The 19,638-nt window shown below is 72.1% G+C and carries 19 protein-coding genes; 14 read left to right on the top strand and 5 right to left on the bottom strand.

Annotated features, from left to right (window positions below):
• Nucleotides 1-321 precede the first annotated feature (321 nt).
• The 3 genes from ACWGJB_RS04145 (at nt 322) to ACWGJB_RS04135 (ending at nt 6,053) form a co-directional block, all read left to right on the top strand.
• Nucleotides 322-4,191: a Pls/PosA family non-ribosomal peptide synthetase gene (locus ACWGJB_RS04145; protein WP_453378726.1), complete on the top strand. Its 3,870-nt coding sequence runs from the start codon at nt 322-324 to the stop codon at nt 4,189-4,191.
• A 77-nt stretch (nt 4,192-4,268) separates the two neighbouring features.
• Complete coding sequence (locus tag ACWGJB_RS04140; protein WP_453378725.1) at nt 4,269-5,642, top strand: M1 family metallopeptidase; 1,374 nt, start codon at nt 4,269-4,271, stop codon at nt 5,640-5,642.
• Nucleotides 5,643-5,654: 12 nt separating this feature from the next.
• Nucleotides 5,655-6,053 carry a YchJ family protein gene (locus ACWGJB_RS04135; protein WP_453378724.1) on the top strand — a complete coding sequence of 133 codons (399 nt, stop codon included), beginning with the start codon at nt 5,655-5,657 and terminating at the stop codon, nt 6,051-6,053.
• A 6-nt stretch (nt 6,054-6,059) separates the two neighbouring features.
• Here the strand turns inward: ACWGJB_RS04135 and ACWGJB_RS04130 are convergent, their stop codons facing one another.
• Nucleotides 6,060-6,761, bottom strand: a complete 702-nt coding sequence (locus ACWGJB_RS04130; RefSeq protein WP_453378723.1) for a FadR/GntR family transcriptional regulator — start codon at nt 6,759-6,761, stop codon at nt 6,060-6,062.
• 149 nt (nt 6,762-6,910) lie between these two features.
• Here ACWGJB_RS04130 and ACWGJB_RS04125 point away from each other — a divergent pair, with 149 nt between their 5' ends.
• The 4 genes from ACWGJB_RS04125 to ACWGJB_RS04110 are packed head-to-tail and all read left to right on the top strand — an operon-like array spanning nt 6,911 to nt 10,665.
• Nucleotides 6,911-7,432 carry a gluconokinase gene (locus ACWGJB_RS04125; RefSeq protein ID WP_453378722.1) on the top strand — a complete coding sequence of 174 codons (522 nt, stop codon included), beginning with the start codon at nt 6,911-6,913 and terminating at the stop codon, nt 7,430-7,432.
• A gap of 35 nt (nt 7,433-7,467) precedes the next feature.
• Nucleotides 7,468-8,865: a GntT/GntP/DsdX family permease gene (locus tag ACWGJB_RS04120; protein WP_453378721.1), complete on the top strand. Its 1,398-nt coding sequence runs from the start codon at nt 7,468-7,470 to the stop codon at nt 8,863-8,865.
• A 19-nt stretch (nt 8,866-8,884) separates the two neighbouring features.
• A complete protein-coding gene (locus ACWGJB_RS04115) occupies nt 8,885-9,643 on the top strand; it encodes an SDR family oxidoreductase (RefSeq protein WP_453378720.1) in 759 nt (252 codons plus the stop codon).
• A gap of 14 nt (nt 9,644-9,657) precedes the next feature.
• A complete protein-coding gene (locus ACWGJB_RS04110) occupies nt 9,658-10,665 on the top strand; it encodes an L-idonate 5-dehydrogenase (RefSeq protein ID WP_453378719.1) in 1,008 nt (335 codons plus the stop codon).
• A gap of 15 nt (nt 10,666-10,680) precedes the next feature.
• Here ACWGJB_RS04110 and ACWGJB_RS04105 read toward each other — a convergent pair whose 3' ends face one another.
• From ACWGJB_RS04105 to ACWGJB_RS04095, 3 genes are all read right to left on the bottom strand, one after another.
• Nucleotides 10,681-11,304: a cytochrome b/b6 domain-containing protein gene (locus tag ACWGJB_RS04105; protein ID WP_453378718.1), complete on the bottom strand. Its 624-nt coding sequence runs from the start codon at nt 11,302-11,304 to the stop codon at nt 10,681-10,683.
• Nucleotides 11,288-12,010, bottom strand: a complete 723-nt coding sequence (locus tag ACWGJB_RS04100) for a molybdopterin-dependent oxidoreductase (RefSeq protein WP_453378717.1) — start codon at nt 12,008-12,010, stop codon at nt 11,288-11,290. Before ACWGJB_RS04100 ends, ACWGJB_RS04105 begins: the two co-directional genes overlap by 17 nt.
• Nucleotides 12,011-12,100: 90 nt before the next feature.
• Nucleotides 12,101-13,069, bottom strand: coding sequence for a hypothetical protein (locus ACWGJB_RS04095; protein WP_453378716.1), 969 nt, complete (start codon nt 13,067-13,069; stop codon nt 12,101-12,103).
• A gap of 392 nt (nt 13,070-13,461) precedes the next feature.
• On the opposite strand from ACWGJB_RS04095, the gene ACWGJB_RS04090 reads away from it, so the two are divergent.
• The 4 genes from ACWGJB_RS04090 (at nt 13,462) to ACWGJB_RS04075 (ending at nt 15,807) form a co-directional block, all read left to right on the top strand.
• Nucleotides 13,462-14,355, top strand: a complete 894-nt coding sequence (locus ACWGJB_RS04090; RefSeq protein ID WP_453378715.1) for a DMT family transporter — start codon at nt 13,462-13,464, stop codon at nt 14,353-14,355.
• A gap of 33 nt (nt 14,356-14,388) precedes the next feature.
• Nucleotides 14,389-14,898, top strand: coding sequence for an NUDIX hydrolase (locus ACWGJB_RS04085; RefSeq protein ID WP_453378714.1), 510 nt, complete (start codon nt 14,389-14,391; stop codon nt 14,896-14,898).
• A 205-nt stretch (nt 14,899-15,103) separates the two neighbouring features.
• The gene (locus ACWGJB_RS04080) at nt 15,104-15,496 is read left to right on the top strand and encodes a YidH family protein (RefSeq protein ID WP_453378713.1); all 393 of its coding nucleotides are present in this window, start codon (nt 15,104-15,106) and stop codon (nt 15,494-15,496) included.
• Complete coding sequence (locus tag ACWGJB_RS04075) at nt 15,493-15,807, top strand: DUF202 domain-containing protein (protein WP_453378712.1); 315 nt, start codon at nt 15,493-15,495, stop codon at nt 15,805-15,807. Before ACWGJB_RS04080 ends, ACWGJB_RS04075 begins: the two co-directional genes overlap by 4 nt.
• Here ACWGJB_RS04075 and ACWGJB_RS04070 read toward each other — a convergent pair.
• On the bottom strand, nt 15,804-16,772 hold the full coding sequence (locus ACWGJB_RS04070) for an NADP-dependent oxidoreductase (protein ID WP_453378711.1): 969 nt from the start codon (nt 16,770-16,772) through the stop codon (nt 15,804-15,806). The genes ACWGJB_RS04075 and ACWGJB_RS04070 overlap by 4 nt on opposite strands.
• Nucleotides 16,773-16,900: 128 nt before the next feature.
• On the opposite strand from ACWGJB_RS04070, the gene ACWGJB_RS04065 reads away from it, so the two are divergent.
• The 3 genes from ACWGJB_RS04065 (at nt 16,901) to ACWGJB_RS04055 (ending at nt 19,611) form a co-directional block, all read left to right on the top strand.
• Nucleotides 16,901-17,197, top strand: a complete 297-nt coding sequence (locus tag ACWGJB_RS04065) for a hypothetical protein (RefSeq protein ID WP_453378710.1) — start codon at nt 16,901-16,903, stop codon at nt 17,195-17,197.
• Between the two features lie 170 nt (nt 17,198-17,367).
• Nucleotides 17,368-18,390: a phosphotransferase family protein gene (locus ACWGJB_RS04060; RefSeq protein ID WP_453378709.1), complete on the top strand. Its 1,023-nt coding sequence runs from the start codon at nt 17,368-17,370 to the stop codon at nt 18,388-18,390.
• Nucleotides 18,391-18,396: 6 nt separating this feature from the next.
• Nucleotides 18,397-19,611 carry an acyl-CoA dehydrogenase family protein gene (locus tag ACWGJB_RS04055; RefSeq protein WP_453378708.1) on the top strand — a complete coding sequence of 405 codons (1,215 nt, stop codon included), beginning with the start codon at nt 18,397-18,399 and terminating at the stop codon, nt 19,609-19,611.
• The last annotated feature ends 27 nt before the right edge of the window (nt 19,612-19,638 follow it).

Raw genomic sequence — 19,638 nt, 5'->3', positions numbered from 1 at the left:
GGCACCGGCCGTCGCCGCGCGCGCCCTCAGGCCCGCGGAGTCGGCCCGTCCCACGCCGCGTTGACGCTTCTTACACTGCGTTGGCCGGCCTCACGCTGTGTGTCCCATCTCTCGTCACACACGGAGAAGGCCTGGTCAGAGGTGCCTTAAAATTCAAGTGACTGCCCCGAACGGCGGCTTCCGAGTGGCCACAAGATGATCGGGAGCCTAGCGTCGTACTAATATTTCCGGCTTGTTACCCAGCCGGAGCCGGACAACCCCAGGCAGACCTGGGGACCCGCCGGCGCCCCGGATGTTCCGGGAACGAGACGCGAGGACCGGATGGCAGCGATTGACGAGAGCAGTGCTCTCGGCCTGCTCGACGAAGAGATCCGCGAGGAGTTCGGGGACACGGCACGCTTCTCGGCGGGAGCGGCGGCCTCGCCGCGCACGCTCGTGGACGTGTTCGAAGCAACGGTACGGACCCACCCCGACGAGCCCGCACTGGACGACGGCACCGCCCAGCTCACCTACCGCGCCCTCGCGGTCGAGGTCGAGCGGCTGCGGCGACGGCTCCACGAGGCCGGGGTCGGGCTCGGCGACCGCGTGGGCGTACGAGTGCCGTCCGGGACCAACGACCTGTACATCGCCGTGCTCGGCGTGCTCGCGGCCGGTGCCGCCTATGTCCCCGTGGACGCCGAGGATCCCGACGAGCGGGCCGCACTGGTGTTCGGGGAGGCGGAGGCCGCGGCCGTCCTCGGTGCCGGGCTGGTGATCGACGTACGGAACCCCGAGGCGCACAGCTCCGCCCGGCGGCCCGGCGTCGAGCACGACGCCTGGATCATCTTCACCTCCGGTTCCACCGGCAAGCCCAAGGGCGTCGCCGTCACCCACCGCAACGCCGCCGCCTTCGTGGACGCCGAGTCCGCGCTGTTCCTGACCGAGGACCCGATCGGCCCGGGCGACCGGGTCATGGCGGGCCTCTCGGTGGCCTTCGACGCCTCCTGCGAGGAGATGTGGCTGGCCTGGCGCTACGGGGCCTGCCTGGTGCCCGTGCCCCGCTCCCAGGTCCGCAGCGGCGCCGACCTCGGCCCCTGGCTGGTCGAGCAGGAGATCACCGTCGTCTCGACCGTGCCGACCCTGGCCGCGCTCTGGGAGCCTGAGACCCTCAACGACGTCCGCCTGCTGATCTTCGGCGGCGAGGCCTGCCCGCCCGAGCTGGCGCAGCGGCTGGTCACCGAGGGCCGCGAGGTCTGGAACACCTACGGGCCCACCGAGGCCACCGTCGTGGCCTGTGCGGCCCTGATGAGCGGCGAGGAGCCGATCCGCATCGGGCTGCCGCTGAACGGCTGGGAGCTCGCCGTCGTCGACGACGCGGGCGAGCCCGTGGCGATGGGCGAGAGCGGCCAGCTGGTGATCGGCGGGGTCGGTCTGGCCCGCTACCTCGACGCCGAGAAGGACGCGGAGAAGTACGCGCCGCTTCCGTCGCTGGGCTGGGACCGGGCGTACCGCAGCGGTGACCTGGTGCGCGCCGACCGTGAGGGACTGGTGTTCCTCGGGCGCGCGGACGAGCAGATCAAGCTCGGCGGCCGCCGTATCGAGCTGGGCGAGGTCGACGCGGCCCTCCAGGCGCTCCCGGGCGTCGCGGGCGCCGCGGCGGCCGTACGGACCGCGCGCAGCGGCAACCAGCTGCTCGTCGGCTATGTCGTCACCCAGGACGGCTGGGACCACGCGACCGCCGTCGAGAAGCTGCGCGCCGAGCTGCCCGCGGCCCTCGTCCCGTTGCTCGCGCCCGTCGGGGAGCTGCCCACCCGCACCTCCGGCAAGGTCGACCGCAACGCCCTGCCCTGGCCCCTGGAGGGCCTGGAGACGGCCGGCAAGGCCGAGCAGCTGTACGGCACCGAGGCCTGGCTCGCCGAGCAGTGGACCGAGGTCCTCGGCATCCCGGTGAGCAGCGCCTCCGACGACTTCTTCGCGATCGGCGGCGGCAGCCTGTCCGCCGCCCAGCTCACCACCCGGCTGCGCACCCGCTACCCGAGCGTGGCCGTCCTCGACATCTACCAGCAGCCGGTGCTGCGCAAGCTGGCCCGCCACCTGGAGGAGTCCGCGCAGGACGACAGCGCGCAGCGGACGATCGCGCCGGTGCCGCGCGCCGCCCAGCTGGTGCAGCTCATGGTGCTGTTCCCGCTGTTCACCCTGCTCGGGCTGCGCTGGACGGTCGTCCTGGCCGCGCTCGGCAACGTGCTCGGCGGCTACGGCTGGCTGCCCACCGCACCCTGGTGGCTGGTCGCTCTCGGGGCTCTGGTCCTGTACACCCCGCCCGGCCGGATCGCGCTCGCCGCCGGTGGGGCGCGGCTGCTGCTGCGGGGCGTGAAGCCCGGGCGCTACCCGCGCGGCGGCTCGGTCCATCTGCGGCTGTGGACGGCCGAGCGGCTGGCCGAGTTCACCGGGGCGACCGCGCTGACCGGGTCCTGGTTGGAGCGGTACGCGCGGGCGCTCGGCGCCAAGATCGGTCCTGAGGTGGACCTGCACTCGCTGCCGCCGGTCACCGGCCTGCTCAGGGTGGGACGCGGCGCGGCCGTGGAGTCCGAGGTGGACCTGTCCGGTCACTGGCTGGACGGCGACCGGCTGGTGATCGGTCCGGTCCGGATCGGCGCCCACGCGGTCGTCGGCACGCGCGGCATCCTCTTCCCGGGCGCCCGGGTCGGCAAGCGCGCCGAGGTGGCCCCCGGCTCGGCGGTCACCGGGCAGATCCCGACCGGCCAGCGCTGGGCCGGCGCCCCGGCGGTCAAGCTGGGCAAGGCCAAGCGGAACTGGCCCAAGCAGCGGCCGCAGCGCGGCACCTACTGGCGGGTGATGTACGGCCTGACGGGCGTCGGGCTCAGCGCGCTGCCCGTGCTGGCGGGTGCCGCCGCACTGCTGGTCGCCGGGCGTTTCGTGGCTCCCGGGGACGGCCTGGCCGAGGCCCTGCGGGGCGCGGCGGTCGCGCTGGTCCCGGCCACGCTGGCCTTCGGGCTGGTGTACGCGCTGCTGATCCTGGTCTCCGTACGGCTGCTGAGCCTGGGCCTGCGGGTCGGCACGCATCCGACGCACAGCCGGATCGGCTGGCAGGCCTGGACGGTCTCCCAGCTGATGGACCGCTCCCGGGACACCCTGTTCCCGTTGTACGCCGGTCTGGTCACGCCCGTGTGGCTGCGGCTGCTCGGGATGCGGATCGGGCGCGGTGCCGAGGTGTCGACCGTGCTCGCGCTGCCGAGCCTGACGACGGTCGGCGAGGGCGCGTTCCTGGCCGACGACACGCTGACCGCGCCCTACGAGCTCGGCGGCGGATATGTGCGGATCGGGCGCGCGGAGATCGGGCGGCGGGCGTTCCTCGGGAACTCCGGGATGACCGCGCCGGGCCGCAGCGTGCCGGACGGCGGTCTGGTGGGGGTGCTGTCGGCGACGCCGAAGAAGGCGAAGAAGGGCACGTCGTACCTGGGGCTGCCGCCGGTGAAGCTGCCGCGCAGCGCGTCGGACGGTGACCAGAGCCGGACCTACGAGCCGCCGGCGCGGCTGCTGTGGGCGCGCGGTCTGGTGGAGCTGTGCAGGATCGTGCCGGTGCTGTGCTCGGTGGCGCTGGCCGGGCTGACGGTCGCCGCGCTGGGCGCGCTGGGCGGCTGGGCGCCGGTGCTGTCGGGGCTGGTGCTGCTCGCTTCCGGTGCGGTCGCTGGAGGGGTGTCGGTGCTGGCCAAGTGGCTGCTGGTCGGGCGGCACCGCAGTGGGGAGCACCCGCTGTGGAGTTCGTTCGTGTGGCGCAACGAGCTGGCGGACACCTTCGTCGAGGTGCTGGCGGTGCCGTGGCTGGCCGGCTCGGTTCCGGGTACTCCGGTGATGACGGCCTGGTTGCGCGGCCTCGGCGCGCGGATCGGCAAGGGCGTCTGGGTGGAGAGCTACTGGCTGCCGGAGACGGATCTGGTGACCCTGGAGGACGCGGCCACCGTGAACCGCGGCTGTGTCCTGCAGACTCACCTCTTCCACGACCGGATCTTGCGGACGGATACTGTGGTTCTCCGTGAGGGCGCCACACTGGGTCCTGGCGGGATCGTGCTGCCCGGCAGCACGATCGGGGCCCGTACCACCCTGGGTCCCGCGTCGCTCGTCATGGCGGCGGAGTCGGTTCCCGACGACACCCGCTGGCTCGGCAACCCGATCGAGGCATGGCGTCCCTGAGCGCGGGCCGTTCGGTGGCCGCGGGCATCGGCGCGCCGAGAGACGGTTCGAGCACAGCGCAGGGAGCGAACGCGGAAGTGGCAGTGCAGCAGTCAGCGGGTCCGGACCCGTACTTCCCGGACAACGGCGATCCCCGGTACCGGGTGCATCGCTATGAGCTCACGCTGGACTACCGGCCCGGCCCCAACCGACTGGCCGGCTCGGTCCGGATCAACGCCATAGCGGGCCGGGCGCCGCTGCCCGAGTTCCAGCTGAACCTGGCCGACTTCAAGATCGGCCGGATCCGGGTGGACGGCCGCCAGCCGCACTGGACGCACCGCGGCGGCAGGCTGCGGGTCAAGCCCGCCAAGCCGCTGCGGGCCGGGGCCGCGTTCACCGTGGAGATCCACTGGTCGGGCAACCCCAGGCCGGTGAACAGCCCCTGGGGCGGGATCGGCTGGGAGGAGCTGACGGACGGCGCGCTGGTGGCGAGCCAGCCGGTCGGCGCGCCCTCCTGGTTCCCGTGCAACGACCGGCCGGCCGACAAGGCGTCCTACCTGATCTCGGTCACCTGCCCGTCTGCGTACTCGGTGGTGGCCGGCGGCCGGCTGCTGACCCGGACCACCAAGGCGTCCACGACGACCTGGGTGTACGAGCAGGCGGCGCCGACGTCGAGCTATCTGGTGGGCCTCGCGATCGGCAAGTTCCAGACGGTGATCCTCGGCGACCCGGGGTTCGGCGGGATACCGATGCACGGGCACATACCCGCGCATCTGCTGCCCGAGTTCTCGCGGGACTTCGCCCGGCAGCCCGCGATGATGGACCTGTTCCAACGGCTCTTCGGGCCCTACCCGTTCGAGGAGTACGCCGTCGTCGTCACTGACGAGGAGTTCGATGTCCCCGTCGAGGCACAGGGGTTGTCGCTGTTCGGCGTCAACCACGTGGACGGGGCCCGGGGTTCGGAGCGGCTGGTGGCGCACGAGCTGGCGCACCAGTGGTTCGGCAACAGCGTGTCCATCGCGGACTGGCGGCACATCTGGCTGAACGAGGGGCTCGCCAAGTACGCGGAGTGGCTGTGGTCGGAGCGGTCCGGTGGCCGCAGCGCCCAGCAACTGGCGGCCGTCGCACACCGGTTGCTGTCCGGGCTGCCGCAGGACATCCGGATCGCCAACCCGGGCCGCAAGGCGATGTTCGACGACCGGCTCTACGAGCGCGGCGGGATCACGATCCATGCGATCCGCTGCGCGCTCGGCGACGAGCGGTTCTTCCACATGCTGCGGGCGTGGGCGGGCCTGCACCGGGGTGGGGCCGTGACGACCCCGATGTTCACGGCCCACGTCAACCGGTTCGCGGACGAGCCGCTGGACGGTCTCATCGACGCCTGGGCGAACCGCACGGCGCTGCCCGCGCTGCCCGTGCTTGCCGTGCCGGTGCGTCCGGCGCAGCCGCCCACCAACGCCGAGTCGGCGTAGGGGGGCGGACTCTTGGCAGCGAAGCGATCCCGGCGACAGCCCGCCCCCGACTGCCCGTGCGGCCTGGCGGAGACGTACGAGAAGTGCTGCGGCCGGTTCCACCGCGGTGCGGCGGCGGCGCCCACCGCCGAGGCGCTGATGCGCTCGCGTTACAGCGCCTTCGTCAAGGGTGACGAGCCGTACCTGCTGCGCACCTGGCATCCCCGGACCCGCCCGGGCCGGCTCGACCTGGACCCTGGGATGCGGTGGACCGGTTTGGAGATCCTGGCGACGACCGACGGTACGGCCTTCCACGCCACCGGCACGGTGACCTTCCGCGCCTCCTTCAGGGGCGGGTCCCTGCACGAACTCAGCCGGTTCGAGCGGGTCGACGGCGCCTGGGTGTACCTGGACGGCGACTTCCCGGACTAGGGCGGACTAGGGCGCCAGGATGTCCAGCTCCTGGAGGGCACCCACCGTGATCTCGCGGGTCAGCTGCTCGGCGCGGACCGCGTCGCCCTCCCGTACCGCCTCGGCGACCTGGACGTGGAGGGTGACGGCGGCCGGGTCGGGGTCCTCGAACATCACCTCGTGGTGGGTGCGGCCCGCGAGGACCTCGGCCACGACGTCACCGAGCCGGGCGAACATCTCGTTTCCGGACGCGGTGAGGATCACCCGGTGGAACGCCATGTCGTGGACGAGGTACCGCTCCAGCTTGTGACCGCGCGAGTTGGCCACCATGCCGAGCGCGCACTCGGTGAGTTCGGCGCACTGATCCGCCGTCGCACTCCTGGCCGCCAGGCGCGCGGCCACCGGCTCGATCGCCGAGCGCAGCACGGTCAGCGAGCGCAGCTGGTGCGGGCGGTCGGCGCCGGCCAGCCGCCAGCGGATGACCTGCGGGTCGTAGACGTTCCACTCGGACTTCGGGCGGACCGTCACGCCCACCCGGCGGCGGGACTCGACCAGGTGCATGGATTCGAGGACCCGGACCGCCTCACGCATCACGGAGCGCGACACCTCGAAGTGCTGAGCCAGCTCGTCCGTGCGCAGGACGCTGCCCGGCGGGTACTCGCCAGCGGTGATCGCGGGGCCGAGGCTGTCCAGTACGCGGCCGTGCAGCCCCCGGCCCGATGTGCTCATGCACTCAGCGTACAGAGGGGATCACAGAGCCAAAAAGTCAGACTTATTTGTCACAGACTCTTGAATTCGTCGTACCTAATGGGTTTCAGTGTGGCCGACACCGGATGTCGTCTGCCGGTGTCTCTCGTCGAGGAAGACAGCGAGGCAGTATGCGCACCCCTCACGTCGTCGTGGTGATGGGCGTCGCCGGCACGGGCAAGACCACCATCGGTCCCCTGCTCGCCGCCCGGCTCGGCGTCCCGTACGCCGAGGGCGACGACTTCCACCCGCCGGCCAACATCGCCAAGATGTCGGCCGGGCACCCGCTCGAGGACACCGACCGGTGGCCGTGGCTGGACGCCATCGGCGGCTGGGCGCACGGGCGGGAAGGGCTGGGCGGGGTGGTCAGCAGCTCCGCGCTGAAGCGGTCGTACCGGGACCGGCTGCGCGCCGCGGCCCCGGGCATCGTCTTCGTCCACCTCACCGGCGACCGCCGGCTCATCGAGGACCGTATGTCGCATCGGCAGGGTCACTTCATGCCGACGGCACTGCTGGACTCCCAGTTCGCCACGCTCGAACCGCTGCAGGCGGACGAGCCGGGCGTCGCCGTGGACGTCACCGGCAGCCCCGAAGAGATCACCGCACGGGCCATGCGGGCGCTGGACGCAATTCCCGACCTGGCCGCGCAGTAACTCCCCCTACATCCCCGTATTCCCAAGGAACCCCCGTGCCCAGACTCAGCGTCGAGATGCTGGCAGCGGACGCCGTCGCGCCCATCACCTCGGCCGGACATGCCCGACTCGGCATCGCCGTCCTTGCGGGCTTCGCCGTCATCGTCCTGCTCATCACCAAGTTCAAGCTCCACGCCTTCCTGGCGCTGACCATCGGCTCGCTCGCGCTCGGCGCGTTCGCCGGGGCGCCGCTCGACAAGGTCATCACCAGCTTCACCACCGGCCTCGGCTCAACGGTCGCCGGCGTCGGCGTGCTGATCGCGCTCGGCGCGATCCTCGGCAAGCTACTCGCCGACTCCGGCGGCGCGGACCAGATCGTAGACACGATCCTCGCCAAGGCGGGCGGGCGCGCCATGCCGTGGGCGATGGTGCTGATCGCCTCCGTGGTCGGCCTGCCGCTGTTCTTCGAGGTCGGCATCGTGCTGCTGATCCCGGTGGTGCTGATGGTCGCCAAGCGCGGCAACTACTCCCTGATGCGCATCGGCATCCCGGCGCTGGCGGGCCTGTCCGTGATGCACGGCCTGGTGCCGCCGCACCCGGGGCCGCTGGTCGCGATCGACGCGGTAGGCGCCAACCTGGGCGTGACCCTGGCCCTCGGTGTCCTGGTCGCCATCCCGACCGTGATCATCGCCGGCCCGCTGTTCTCGAAGGTCGCGGCCCGCTGGGTGGACGTGCAGGCCCCTGACCGGATGCTCCCGCAGCGCCCGTCGGAGGAGCTGGAGAAGCGCCCCGGCTTCGGCGCCACGCTCGCCACGATCCTGCTCCCCGTCGTCCTGATGCTGGCCAAGGCGCTGGTGGACATCGTCGTCGACAACCCGGACCACACCGTCCAGCGCGTCTTCGACGTCGTCGGCTCCCCGCTGATCGCCCTGCTCGCGGCCGTGATCGTGGGCATGTTCACGCTGGGCCGCCCGGCCGGGTTCTCCAAGGAGCGGATCTCGCAGACCGTCGAGAAGGGGCTCATGCCCATCGCGGGCATCCTGCTGATCGTCGGCGCGGGCGGCGGCTTCAAGCAGACGCTGATCGACTGCGGTGTCGGCCAGATGATCCTGGAGATCTCCAAGGACTGGTCGATCCCGGCCCTGCTCCTTGCCTGGCTGATCGCGGTGGCGATCCGGCTGGCGACGGGCTCGGCCACGGTGGCCACGGTCTCGGCGGCCGGCCTGGTGGCCCCACTGGCGGCCGACATGTCCACGGCCCACACGGCCCTTCTGGTCCTGGCCATCGGCGCCGGCTCGCTCTTCTTCAGCCATGTCAACGACGCGGGTTTCTGGCTGGTGAAGGAGTACTTCGGCCTGAGCGTCGGCCAGACCCTCAAGACCTGGTCCGTCATGGAGACGATCATCTCGGTCGTCGCCGGCGGTCTGGTCCTGCTCCTCTCACTGATCATCTAGTGGCACCGGGAGTACGAGGATGAGCCACCCCCTCTTCGACATCAGCGGCCGCACGGCCCTGGTCACCGGCTCCAGCCGGGGCATCGGGCTCGCACTGGCCCGGGGCCTGGCGGAGGCCGGCTGCACGGTGGTCCTCAACGGCCGGGACGCGGACCGGCTGGCCAAGGCGGCTTCCGAAGTCCCCGGCGATGTCCGCACGGCCGTGTTCGACGTGACCGACGGGCCCTCGGTGGCCGCCGGCATGGCGGACGTCGAAGAGCGGGTGGGCCCGCTCGACATCCTGGTCAACAACGCGGGCACGCAGCTGCGCGCCCCACTCCTGGAGTTCACGGACGCGGACTGGCACCGCATCCTCAACACCAACCTGACCAGCGCGTTCCTGGTGGGCCGGGAAGCGGCCCGGTACATGACCGCCCGCGGCCGCGGAAAGATCGTCAACATCTGCTCGCTGCAGAGCGAGGTGGCCCGCCCCGGCATCGCACCGTACGCGGCGACCAAGGGCGCACTGAAGATGCTCACCAAGGGCATGTGCGCCGACTGGGGCCCGCACGGCGTCCAGGTCAACGGCCTCGGCCCCGGCTATATCGAGACCGAGCTGACCCGGCCGCTGGTCGACGACGAGGAGTTCAGCGCCTGGGTCCGCCGCCGCACCCCCGCCGGCCGCTGGGGCCGTACGGAGGACCTGGTGGGCGGGGTGCTGTTCCTGGCCTCCCCGGCCGCCGATTTCGTGAGCGGACAGGTGCTGTACGTCGACGGCGGCATGACGAGCGTGCTGTGAAAGGGGCTGCGGAGATGCTGGGTTGTGTGATCCACGGCCAGGGCGACCTGCGAGTGACGGAACTGCCGGACCGGGAACCCGGACCCGGCGAGGCGCTCGTCGCCGTCCGCTACGGCGGCGTCTGCGGCTCGGACCTGCACTACTGGCGGCACGGCGGGGTCGGGGACTTCCGGCTGCGGGAGCCGATGGTGCTGGGCCACGAGGTGGTGGGCACGGCCGTCACCGGGCCGTTCGCAGGTCAGCCGGTCGCGGTGCACCCGGCGACTCCGTGCGGGGTCTGCCCGGAGTGCGTGGCCGGGCGGGCGAACGTCTGCCGGGACACCCGCTACCTCGGCAGTGCGGCGCGTTTCCCGCATGTCCAGGGCGGCTTCGCGGCGCGCCTGGCGGTACCTGCGGAGCAGTTGCGGCCACTGCCGGAGGGGCTGCCGCTTCGCCGGGCGGCCCTGGCCGAGCCGCTGTCGGTGGCGCTGCACGCGGTACGGCGGGCCGGGGAGATCACCGGGAAGCATGTGCTGGTCACCGGAGCCGGGCCGATCGGGTGTCTGGTGGTGGCGGCACTGCGGGCGGCCGGGGCGGCCCGGATCACGGTCAGCGACCTGCTGCCGAAGGCGTTGCGCTACGCGACCGTCGCCGGTGCCGACACGGTCGTACGGGCCGACGATCCCGCCGGCTCCGGTTGGCCCGCCGAGGTGGACGTGGCCGTCGAGGCGTCGGGGGTGGCGGCGGGCCTGGACACGTGCCTGCGGCTGGTACGCCGCGGCGGTGTCGTCGTCCAGCTGGGCATGCTGCCGCCGGGGCAGTCGCCGTTCGCCGGGAACCTGGTGGTGAGCCGGGAGATCGAGCTGCGCGGCGCGTTCCGCTTCGACACGGAGTTCGACGAGGCGCTGGGACTGCTGGCCCGGGAGCCGGCGTTCGACGGGCTGATCAGCGCGGTCGTGCCGGTACGGGCGGCCGAGGAGGCGTTCGCACTGGCGGCGGACCGGAGCCGGTCCTGCAAGGTGCTGCTGGACTTCGAGGGTTAGAGCCCCTAGTGCCCCCTAGGGCCGCCACAGTGGATGCTCCCGCTTCGCCCACTCCTTGCTCACCTTCCCGGTGCGCAGCCCCTGCCTCGCCTCCGGGTCGGCCATGGCCATGCCGATATGGCCCGCCAGGACGACGCCGATCGTCAGGGACAGCCAGTCGTGGACGAAGGTGGCCGAGGTGCGCCACATCAGCGGGGTGAGGTGGGTGAACCACATCAGCAGGCCGGTGGCGAGCATGACCAGGGTGGCGCCGGCGATCCAGTTCGCGTAGATCTTCTGGCCGGCGTTGAACTTGCCCGCCGGGCGGGAGGACGGGCGCTTGTCGCGGCTCAGGGCGGCCCGCAGCCAGAGCCGGTCGTGGGGGCCGAAGCGGTTCAGGAAGCCGAGGTCCCTGCGGAAGGCGCGGGAGGCGAGGCCGAACAGGACCGGGACGGGCAGGGCCAGGCCGGCGCACTCGTGGATGCGGACGACCAGTTCGCGGCGGCCGACCAGGACCGCCAGCTGCGGGATGTAGAGGCAGGCGGCCGTCAGCACGCAGATGCCCATCAGCACCGCCGTCGTGCGGTGGATCCAGCGCTCGGCGGGAGTGAAGCGGTGCAGCCGCTCGGTGGCGGCCGGTGCTTCAGCTCGTAGGCTCATCGTCGCGTCCGTTCGAGCGGCCGACCCAGGCGTCGACGTCGTAACCGAGGTGTTCCCAGTATCCCGGCTGCACCTTGTCGGTCACCGTGATGCCGGAGAGCCACTTGGCCGATTTGTAGAAGTACATGGGGGCTACATAGAGGCGGACCGGGCCGCCGTGGTCGTGTCCGATGGCCTTGTCCTGCATGCGCAGCGCGACCAGGATGTCCGGCCGCCGCGCCTGGTCGAGGGTGAGGCTCTCGGTGTACGCGCCGTCGAAGCAGGTGAAGCGGATCGCCTTCGCGGTATCCCGCACTCCCGCCAGATCCAGCAGGTGCGAGAGGCGGACCCCCTCGAACGGGGTCTGCGGCACCCGCCACCCGGTCACGCACTGGACGTCCTTGACCAGCCGGGTCTGCGGCAGGCCGCGCAGGTCGGCCAGGCTGAAGGTGCGCGGCTTGTCGACCAGGCCGTCGATCTTCAGCTGGTAGTCCGCGGCGGTCCTGTTCGGCACCGACCCGGTCACCGAGTAGTAGCGGAAGCCGCCGCCGTTCGGGAGCAGGCCGGTCAGGCCCGTGGGGTCCTTGCCGGAGAAGGTGCCGAGGACCGACTCGGTGACGCGTTGCAGCACCGGCGCGGCCACGACACCGAGGGCACCCAGGCCCATGGTGCCGAGGAACACCCGGCGGCCGACCGGCCGGCCCTCCTCGGGTCGTTCAGAGTTCACGTACTCATTCGAACACCCTCGGGGCGGGCCCGGCCAGGAAATCCGGCCGCCGTAAGAAATCCACAACCTCTTCTCATCAACCACTTCTCGTCAACCGCCGAGCGCGCGCTCCCGGGCCGCCCGGAACGCCTCGCACGGGTCGCGGTCCGGGTAGGACCAGGGCGCCGGGGTGGCATGCCGGCCGATGCGCTGGAACAGGGCCGCGGCCTCGGCGTACAGGCCGGCGCCGGAGGTGGCGTGGGCGAGGTGGTTGAGGTCGACATGGCGGCGCGGGTGCTCCTCGATCCCCCACTCCAGCCACCAGTCGAAGGCCGCGCTCAGGGCGCGCCGGGCGGACGGCTCGGCCCAGTGGCCGGCCGCGGCCGGGTCGGCGGGCGCCCGGCCGGTGGCGGCGAGCACCCGGTGCCGCTCGGTGTAGGCGACGACGGGGAGGACGGCGAGCGGGGAGTCGGCCGGGGCCGCGGCTGCCGAGCGTTCCGCGAAGGCGCACAGTTCGTAGGTCCCCTCGGTCTCGGTCTCCGCGATACGGGCGGCCATCAGGTGGTGGGCATGGTGGTGCTCGGGATGGCGGTCGCGCACCTCGTGGAACATGCGGCGCGTCTCGTCGTCGGTGCCGAGGTGGCGGGCGAGCAGCAGGAGGCCGAGCCACGGGGTGGGGTCGGCGGGGGCGAGTGCGGCGGCACCGGAGCAGGCCTCGCGGGCCCGGTCGGGGGGCTCCTTGCCGCGCAGGGCACGCCGGACCAGGGTCAGGGCGTAGAGGGTGGCGGCACCCGCGGAGCCGGGCTCGGCGAGCAGCCACTCGCGGGCCCAGGCGATGGCGTAGGGCTCGCGGGCGAGGGCGGTGACCCGGTGGCCCCGGCGGTCCCAGTCGTCACCCGTGTGGAGCAGCAGGGAGCGGGCGGCCTGCCAGCGGCCCTGGGCCAACGCGGCTCGCGCGGAGATGAGTTCGGCGTCGTCGAGGGCGTCGTCGGGACAGCGTTCGCACCCGGCGTGCGCTGTCGCGCGGGGACCTGCGGCGACGGCCCGGCCTGGGCCTAAGAGGGGCGGGGTTGGGGGCACCGCGGAACTTCCTGGTTGTCGGGCTGCCATCGGCCGATCACGCACAGCAAACCCCCAGCCAAGACTTTGCGTCAAGCTGAACAGGGCTGGTGCCCCGTTCAACTACGCCGAGCGCAGCGGAACTTGACGCGCGCCGAGGTCCGTTGGGCGTACCGTGGCCGTGGGGCTCCGGGTTCCGGCTGTGGCGTACGCCATGGCGCGGGCCGCCCGGGCATCGGACCATGGCAGTACCGGTTCCGCCGCCGTCCTGATCCACCCGCCGTGTTCGGCTCGGGCATCGTGACCGAGTCAACCGCCCGGTTCCGGGTACTCCCGGGGCAACACCCATCCGCGAGCGCTACAGTCGGCCACTACGCATCCCGTAGCCCGGCCGCATGATCGAGGTACGCAGCGTGTCCGTTCTGGTTCTGATTCTCGCCGTGAGTGCGGCCTGTTGCCTCGGCTTCGGGTTCGTGCTCCAGCAGAACGTCGCCCAGAAGGCCCCGCTCAGCGACTTCCTCTCCTTCCGGCTGCTGCTCGACCTGATGAGGGTGCCGCGCTGGCTCGGCGGTATCGGCCTGATGGTGGCCGGCATGGTGCTCGGCGCGATCGCCCTCGGCAAGGGCGAGATCTCCCTGGTCGAACCGCTGCTGGCGACGAACCTGCTCTTCGCCCTCGCGCTCTCCCGGCACCAGACCAGGCATCCCCTGAGTCACCAGGGCTGGGCGGGCCTGATCCTGCTCGCGGGCGGCGTCACCACGTTCATCCTGGCGGGCGAGCCACGCGGCGGCCACGCCATCGCCAACCCGCTGCGCCACTGGCTGATCATCGGCGTGATGGTCGGCATCGCCCTGGTGCTCACCACGTACGCCAAGCGGTCCCGGCTCAGTGCGGGGCCGACCCTGCTCGCCCTCGCCGCCGGCCTGCTGTACGGCGTACAGGACGCGCTGACCCGGGTCACCAGCACCCGCTTCTCCGAGGGCGGCATCACCGAGGTACTGACCGGCTGGCAGCCGTACGGCGTGCTGGTCCTCGGGATCAGCGGGCTGATCCTCGTCCAGAGCGCGTTCGAGACGGCGGAGCTGCGCAACTCGCTGCCCGCGCTCACCGCCGCCCAGCCGCTCGCCGGGATCCTGTGCGGCGTCGGCTTCCTCGGGGACCGGCTGCGCACCGACACCGGGGCGCTGGCCTGGGAGGCGGCCGGGCTCGCGGCGATCGTGGCGGGCATCGTGCTGCTCGGGCTGCATCCCGCGATGCCGCGCGGTCCGGCGCAGAAGGAGCCCTCGCTGGACCTCCAGCCGCGCTGACGCCCCGGGGCTCCGGCCTGCTTGGATGGCGGCATGAAGCCTGCTGACGAAATCCTCGACATCGTCGACGAGCACGACCGGGTGATCGGACAGGCCCCCCGCGGTGAGGCGTACGCCCGGGGCCTGCGCCACCGCTGTGCCTTCATCCTGGCCCGCGACGCCGCGGGCCGTGTCTTCGTCCACCGCCGCACCGCGACCAAGCTGGTCTTCCCCTCCCTGTACGACATGTTCGTCGGCGGCGTGGTCGGCGCGGGCGAGTCCTACGACGACGCGGCGCTGCGGGAGGCGGAGGAGGAGCTGGGCGTGTCCGGGCTGCCCCGGCCGACGTACCTCTTCAAGTTCCGGTACGACGACGGCGCCGGCCTCAGCTGGTGGTCGGCGGTGTACGAGGTCCGCTGCGAGCTGCCGGTACGGCCGCAGGTGGAGGAGGTGGCCTGGCACGACTTCCTCACGGAGGAGGAACTGGCGGGGCGGCTCGGGGAGTGGGAGTGGGTACCGGACGGGCTGGCGGCGTGGGAGAAGCTGCGGGAGTGGCGGGGCTGAGGTGGGGTGGGATGCTTACCGGCGCTGGCAGGGTGCCGCTGCGCCCACCCGTGCCGCCCATGCGGCACGACTGCCCGCAGCTGCGTCAGCTGACAGGGCGGCCCGTGCCTGAGGCGCCCCTTCAGGGGCGCGGGGAACTGCGCGAGCAACCCCCACTCACCCGCAGCCGAACCCTCGGCCTCCCTCCCCGGTAGGCTTCCGGCACGTGATCGAATTCGCGCGGAACGTCCGTTTGTGGTTCGCCCCCGAAGTGGTGCGCGAAGAGGGCACGACCCCCGACTACCGCTTCTCCCTCGCCAACGAGCGGACCTTTCTGGCCTGGCTGCGCACCGCCCTCGCCCTGATCGGCGGCGGTTTCGCCGTGGACCAGTTCCTGCCCGACCTCCGCTGGGCCTGGCGGGTCGGCCTCGCGCTCGCACTCCTCGCCGCCGGCGTGCTGTGCTCGCTGCGGGCGGTGAACCACTGGGTGCGCTGCGAGCGGGCCATGCGGCGCGGCGAGGATCTGCCGGTCTCCCGGTTCCCGGCCCTGCTCAGCGTGGTCGTCGCCGTGGTCGCCGTCGTGATGGTCGTCGTGGTGCTCGTCGGGTGGGAAGGATGACCACGCCGGCCCGTGACCCGGGGCTCCAGCCGGAGCGGACCCGGCTGGCCTGGCGCCGTACGACACTGTCGGCGACCGTCGCCGCCGTACTCGCCGCGAAGACCGCGGTGCACGGCGGCACTTCGTCCGGCGGCGTGCTCGCCTGCGCGGCCTGCTGCGTCCTGTGGCTGGGCTTCCTTCTGGTCGCCAACCGCCGGATCCGCGCCCTGGCGGCCACCGACCGCCCCTCGGCACTGGCCCCGCGGCAGGCGACCGCGGCGGTGCTGTGCACGGTCGCCGTCGCACTGTGCGCCGCCGCGCTGGTCGTCTAGGCCTCGGGCCCGGCCCCGGCCTGGCCCTCCTCCTCCGGCCACTCCACCGTGACCACCAGCTTGCCGCGGGTGCGCCCCTCCTGGCTGCGCCGCTGCGCGTCGGCCGTCCGCTTCAGCGGAAACGTCTCGGCGACATGGACCTTCACCGCTCCCTGTTCCGCGAGTCCGGCGAGCCGTTTCAGGTCCTCGGCGTCAGGACGCGCCCAGCAGTAGCGGCCGCCGAAGTCGACGACGTCCGGGTCGGCGATCGAGGCCATCCGGCCCTCGGGGGCGAGCAGGTTCGCCGAGACGGTCAGCGCCTCCCCGCCGACGGTGTCGAAGACGGCGGCGACCCCCTCCGGGGCCAGTCCCCGGACACGTTCGGCCAGGCCCGGGCCGTAGGTCACCGGCTCGCCGCCGAGACCCCGGACGAAGTCGTGGTTGCGTTCGCTCGCCGTACCGATGACCCGGGCCCCGAGGTGGGCCGCGATCTGGACCGCGACGGAGCCGACACCGCCGGCGGCGGCGTGCACCAGGATCGTTTCGCCGCGCCTGACCTCCAGGGCGTGGACCAGCACCTGGTAGGCGGTGAGCCCGGCCAGCGGCAGCCCCGCGGCCTCCTCGAAGGAGAGGTTGCGCGGTTTGCGGGCGAGGGTGCGCACCGGGGCGGCGACGTACTCGGCAAAGGTGCCCCGGGACAGGAAGTCCTCCCGGACGTAGCCGATCACCTCGTCGCCGACCGCGAACTCGGTGACGGCCGGGCCCGGCTGAACGACCACGCCGGAGACGTCCCATCCGGGGATCACCGGGAAGACGGCGTCCATGATGCCGTGCAGATCACCCTCCCGGCACTTCCAGTCGACCGGGTTGACGGCCGCCGCCCGGACCTTCACCAGGACCGTGTCGGGGCCCACCTTCGGGTCCTTGACCTCGCCGTACTCCAGTACATCGGGTCCGCCGTACCGGCTGTAGCTGATGCCCTTCATGCAACCGACCCTCCGGGGTACTCCGACGCCACGCAACCGGGATGCCCGCATATGTGCCGTTCGCGTGGCAGCCTGTCCGTCGGCAGCACGCCACCCTCCCGACCCCCGTACCGCTGAAGGCGAACACCATGACCACCCTTCATCAGGAACACACCTCGCACGGCCACAGCCACGGACCGGACTGCGGGCACGACCAGGTGCCGCACGGCGACCACCTCGACTACGCGCACAACGGGCACCTGCACCGCGAACACGGCGGCCACTGGGACGAGTGCGAGCCCACCGGGCACGTCACCCACGAGGCCCACGACCACCGGCACGGTGACGGCTGCGGCCACACCGGCGTACTGCACGGCGACCACATCGACTATCTGCACGACGGCCACCGGCACGCCGAGCACAACGGCCACTGGGACGACCACTGAGACGGTCCCCGACCCGAACGACGGCTCCCTGCTCTGCGCGCGCGGGGAGCCGTCATCCCACGGCCGGATCGTAGGGTGGTCCCGGTCACGTTTGGCTCACCCGCTGGACGACATACCGACTGGTCGGCATCATGAGTTGGGTCCTGTTCACTCGTTCGTAGGAGCGATGCATGAGCCCCGACCACCCGCCCGGACTGGATCTCGACCGGCTGCGCGGACTGCTCGACCGAGAGCGCCCCGGCCTGGCGACCGGTCCACTGACCGGAAGGCTGATCGAGGGCGGACGGTCGAACCTCACCTACGCGGTCTCCGACTCCACCTCGAAGTGGGTCGTACGACGGCCGCCGCTGGGCCACGTCCTGGCCACCGCGCACGACATGAAGCGCGAGCACCGGGTGATCAGCGCGCTGTACCCGACCGAGGTGCCGGTGCCGCGGCCGGTGCTGCTGTGCGAGGACACGGAGGTCCTCGGGGCGCCGTTCTACGTGATGGAGTTCGTGGCGGGCACCCCGTACCGCACCTCCGACCAGCTCGTCCCGCTCGGCCCCGAACGCACCCGGAACGCCGTGCTCTCCCTCGTCGACACCCTCGTCGAGCTGCACGCCGTGGACCCGGAGGAGGTCGGCCTCGCCGACTTCGGCCGCCCGGAGGGCTTCCTGGACCGGCAGCTGCGCCGCTGGGGCAAGCAGCTGGACGCCTCCCGCAACCGTGAGCTGGCCGGCATCGACGAGCTGCACGCCACCCTGGGCCGCCGGCTGCCCGGCTCCCCCACGCCCACCGTGATCCACGGCGACTACCGCCTCGACAACGTGCTGATCGGCGAGGACGACACCATCAGGGCGATCCTCGACTGGGAGATGTCCACGCTCGGCGACCCGCTCACCGACCTGGGCCTGCTGGTCATGTACAGCCAGCCGCTGGGCACACCCGACTCGCCGGTGTCGACGACCGCCGAGGCGCCCGGCCACCCGGACCCGCGGGAGCTGGTCGAGCGCTACGCGGCCCGCTCGGGGCGGGACGTCTCGCAGATCGCCTGGTACACGGCGTTCGCCTGGTTCAAGCTCGCCGTGATCCTGGAGGGCATCCACTACCGGTACACGCAGGGCCAGACGCTCGGGCAGGGCTTCGACCGCATCGGCGAACTCGTGCCCGTCTTCATCGACCACGGACTGACCACTCTTCAGGAAGGCTGACCGGCCATGGACTTCGCGTTCGACGCCCGCACCGAGGAACTGCGCGCCAAGCTGCTCGCCTTCATGGACGAGTACGTCTACCCCGCCGAGGCGGTCGCCGAGGAGCAGCGCGCCGCGCTCGCCTCGCCGTGGGACACCCCGGCCGTGGTCGAGGAACTGAAGGCGGAGGCGCGCAGGCAGGGCCTGTGGAACCTCTTCCTCCCGGACGCCGAGTACGGCGCGGGGCTCACCAACCTCCAGTACGCGCCCCTCGCCGAGATCACCGGCCGCTCCCCGCACCTGGCGCCCACCGCGCTGAACTGCGCGGCCCCGGACACCGGCAACATGGAGGTGCTGGCCCAGTTCGCCGACGAGGCGCAGAAGAAGCAGTGGCTGGAGCCGCTCCTGGCCGGTGAGATCCGCTCCGCGTTCGCCATGACCGAGCCGGAGGTGGCCTCCTCCGATGCCACCAACATCACCACGCACATCGAGCGCGACGGCGACGACTACCTCGTCACCGGCCGCAAGTGGTACATCTCCGGGGCGATGAACCCGGACTGCAAGATCTTCATCGTGATGGGCAAGACCGACCCGGACGGCGCCGACATCCGGCGCCAGCAGTCCATGGTCCTGGTCCCGCGCGACACCCCGGGTGTCACCGTGAAGCGGGCGATGCAGGTCTTCGGGTACGAGGACCACTCGCACGGCGGTCATGCCGAGGTGATATTCGACCACGCGCGCGTGCCGGTGTCGAACCTGGTCGGCGAGGAGGGCGGCGGCTTCGCCATCGCCCAGGCCCGGCTCGGCCCCGGCCGTATCCACCACTGCATGCGGCTGATCGGCATGGCCGAGCGGGCGATCGAGCTGATGTGCCGGCGGGCCGTGTCCCGCACCGCCTTCGGCAAGGAGCTGGCGCGGCAGGGCGTGGTCCACAACTGGATCGCGGACGCCCGGGTGACCGTCGAACAGCTGCGGCTGCTGGTCCTGAAGACCGCCTGGCTGATGGACACCGTCGGCAACCGGGGCGCCCACACCGAGATCCAGTCCATCAAGATCGCCACGCCTCGCGCGGTCGTCGGCATCATCGACCGCGCGATCCAGCTGCACGGCGCGGGCGGCGTCAGCCAGGACTTCCCGCTGGCCGACCTGTACGCCGGGGCCCGGACGCTGATGATCGCCGACGGCCCGGACGAGGTGCACCAGCGGTCGCTGGCCCGGCGGGAGCTGAAGAAGTACATGTAGGCGACGCAAGGCCGGGGCCGGTGCGGG

It is taken from the genome of Streptomyces sp. NPDC054813, from assembly GCF_053611365.1.
This window is presented reverse-complemented; position numbering and strand designations above follow the sequence as displayed.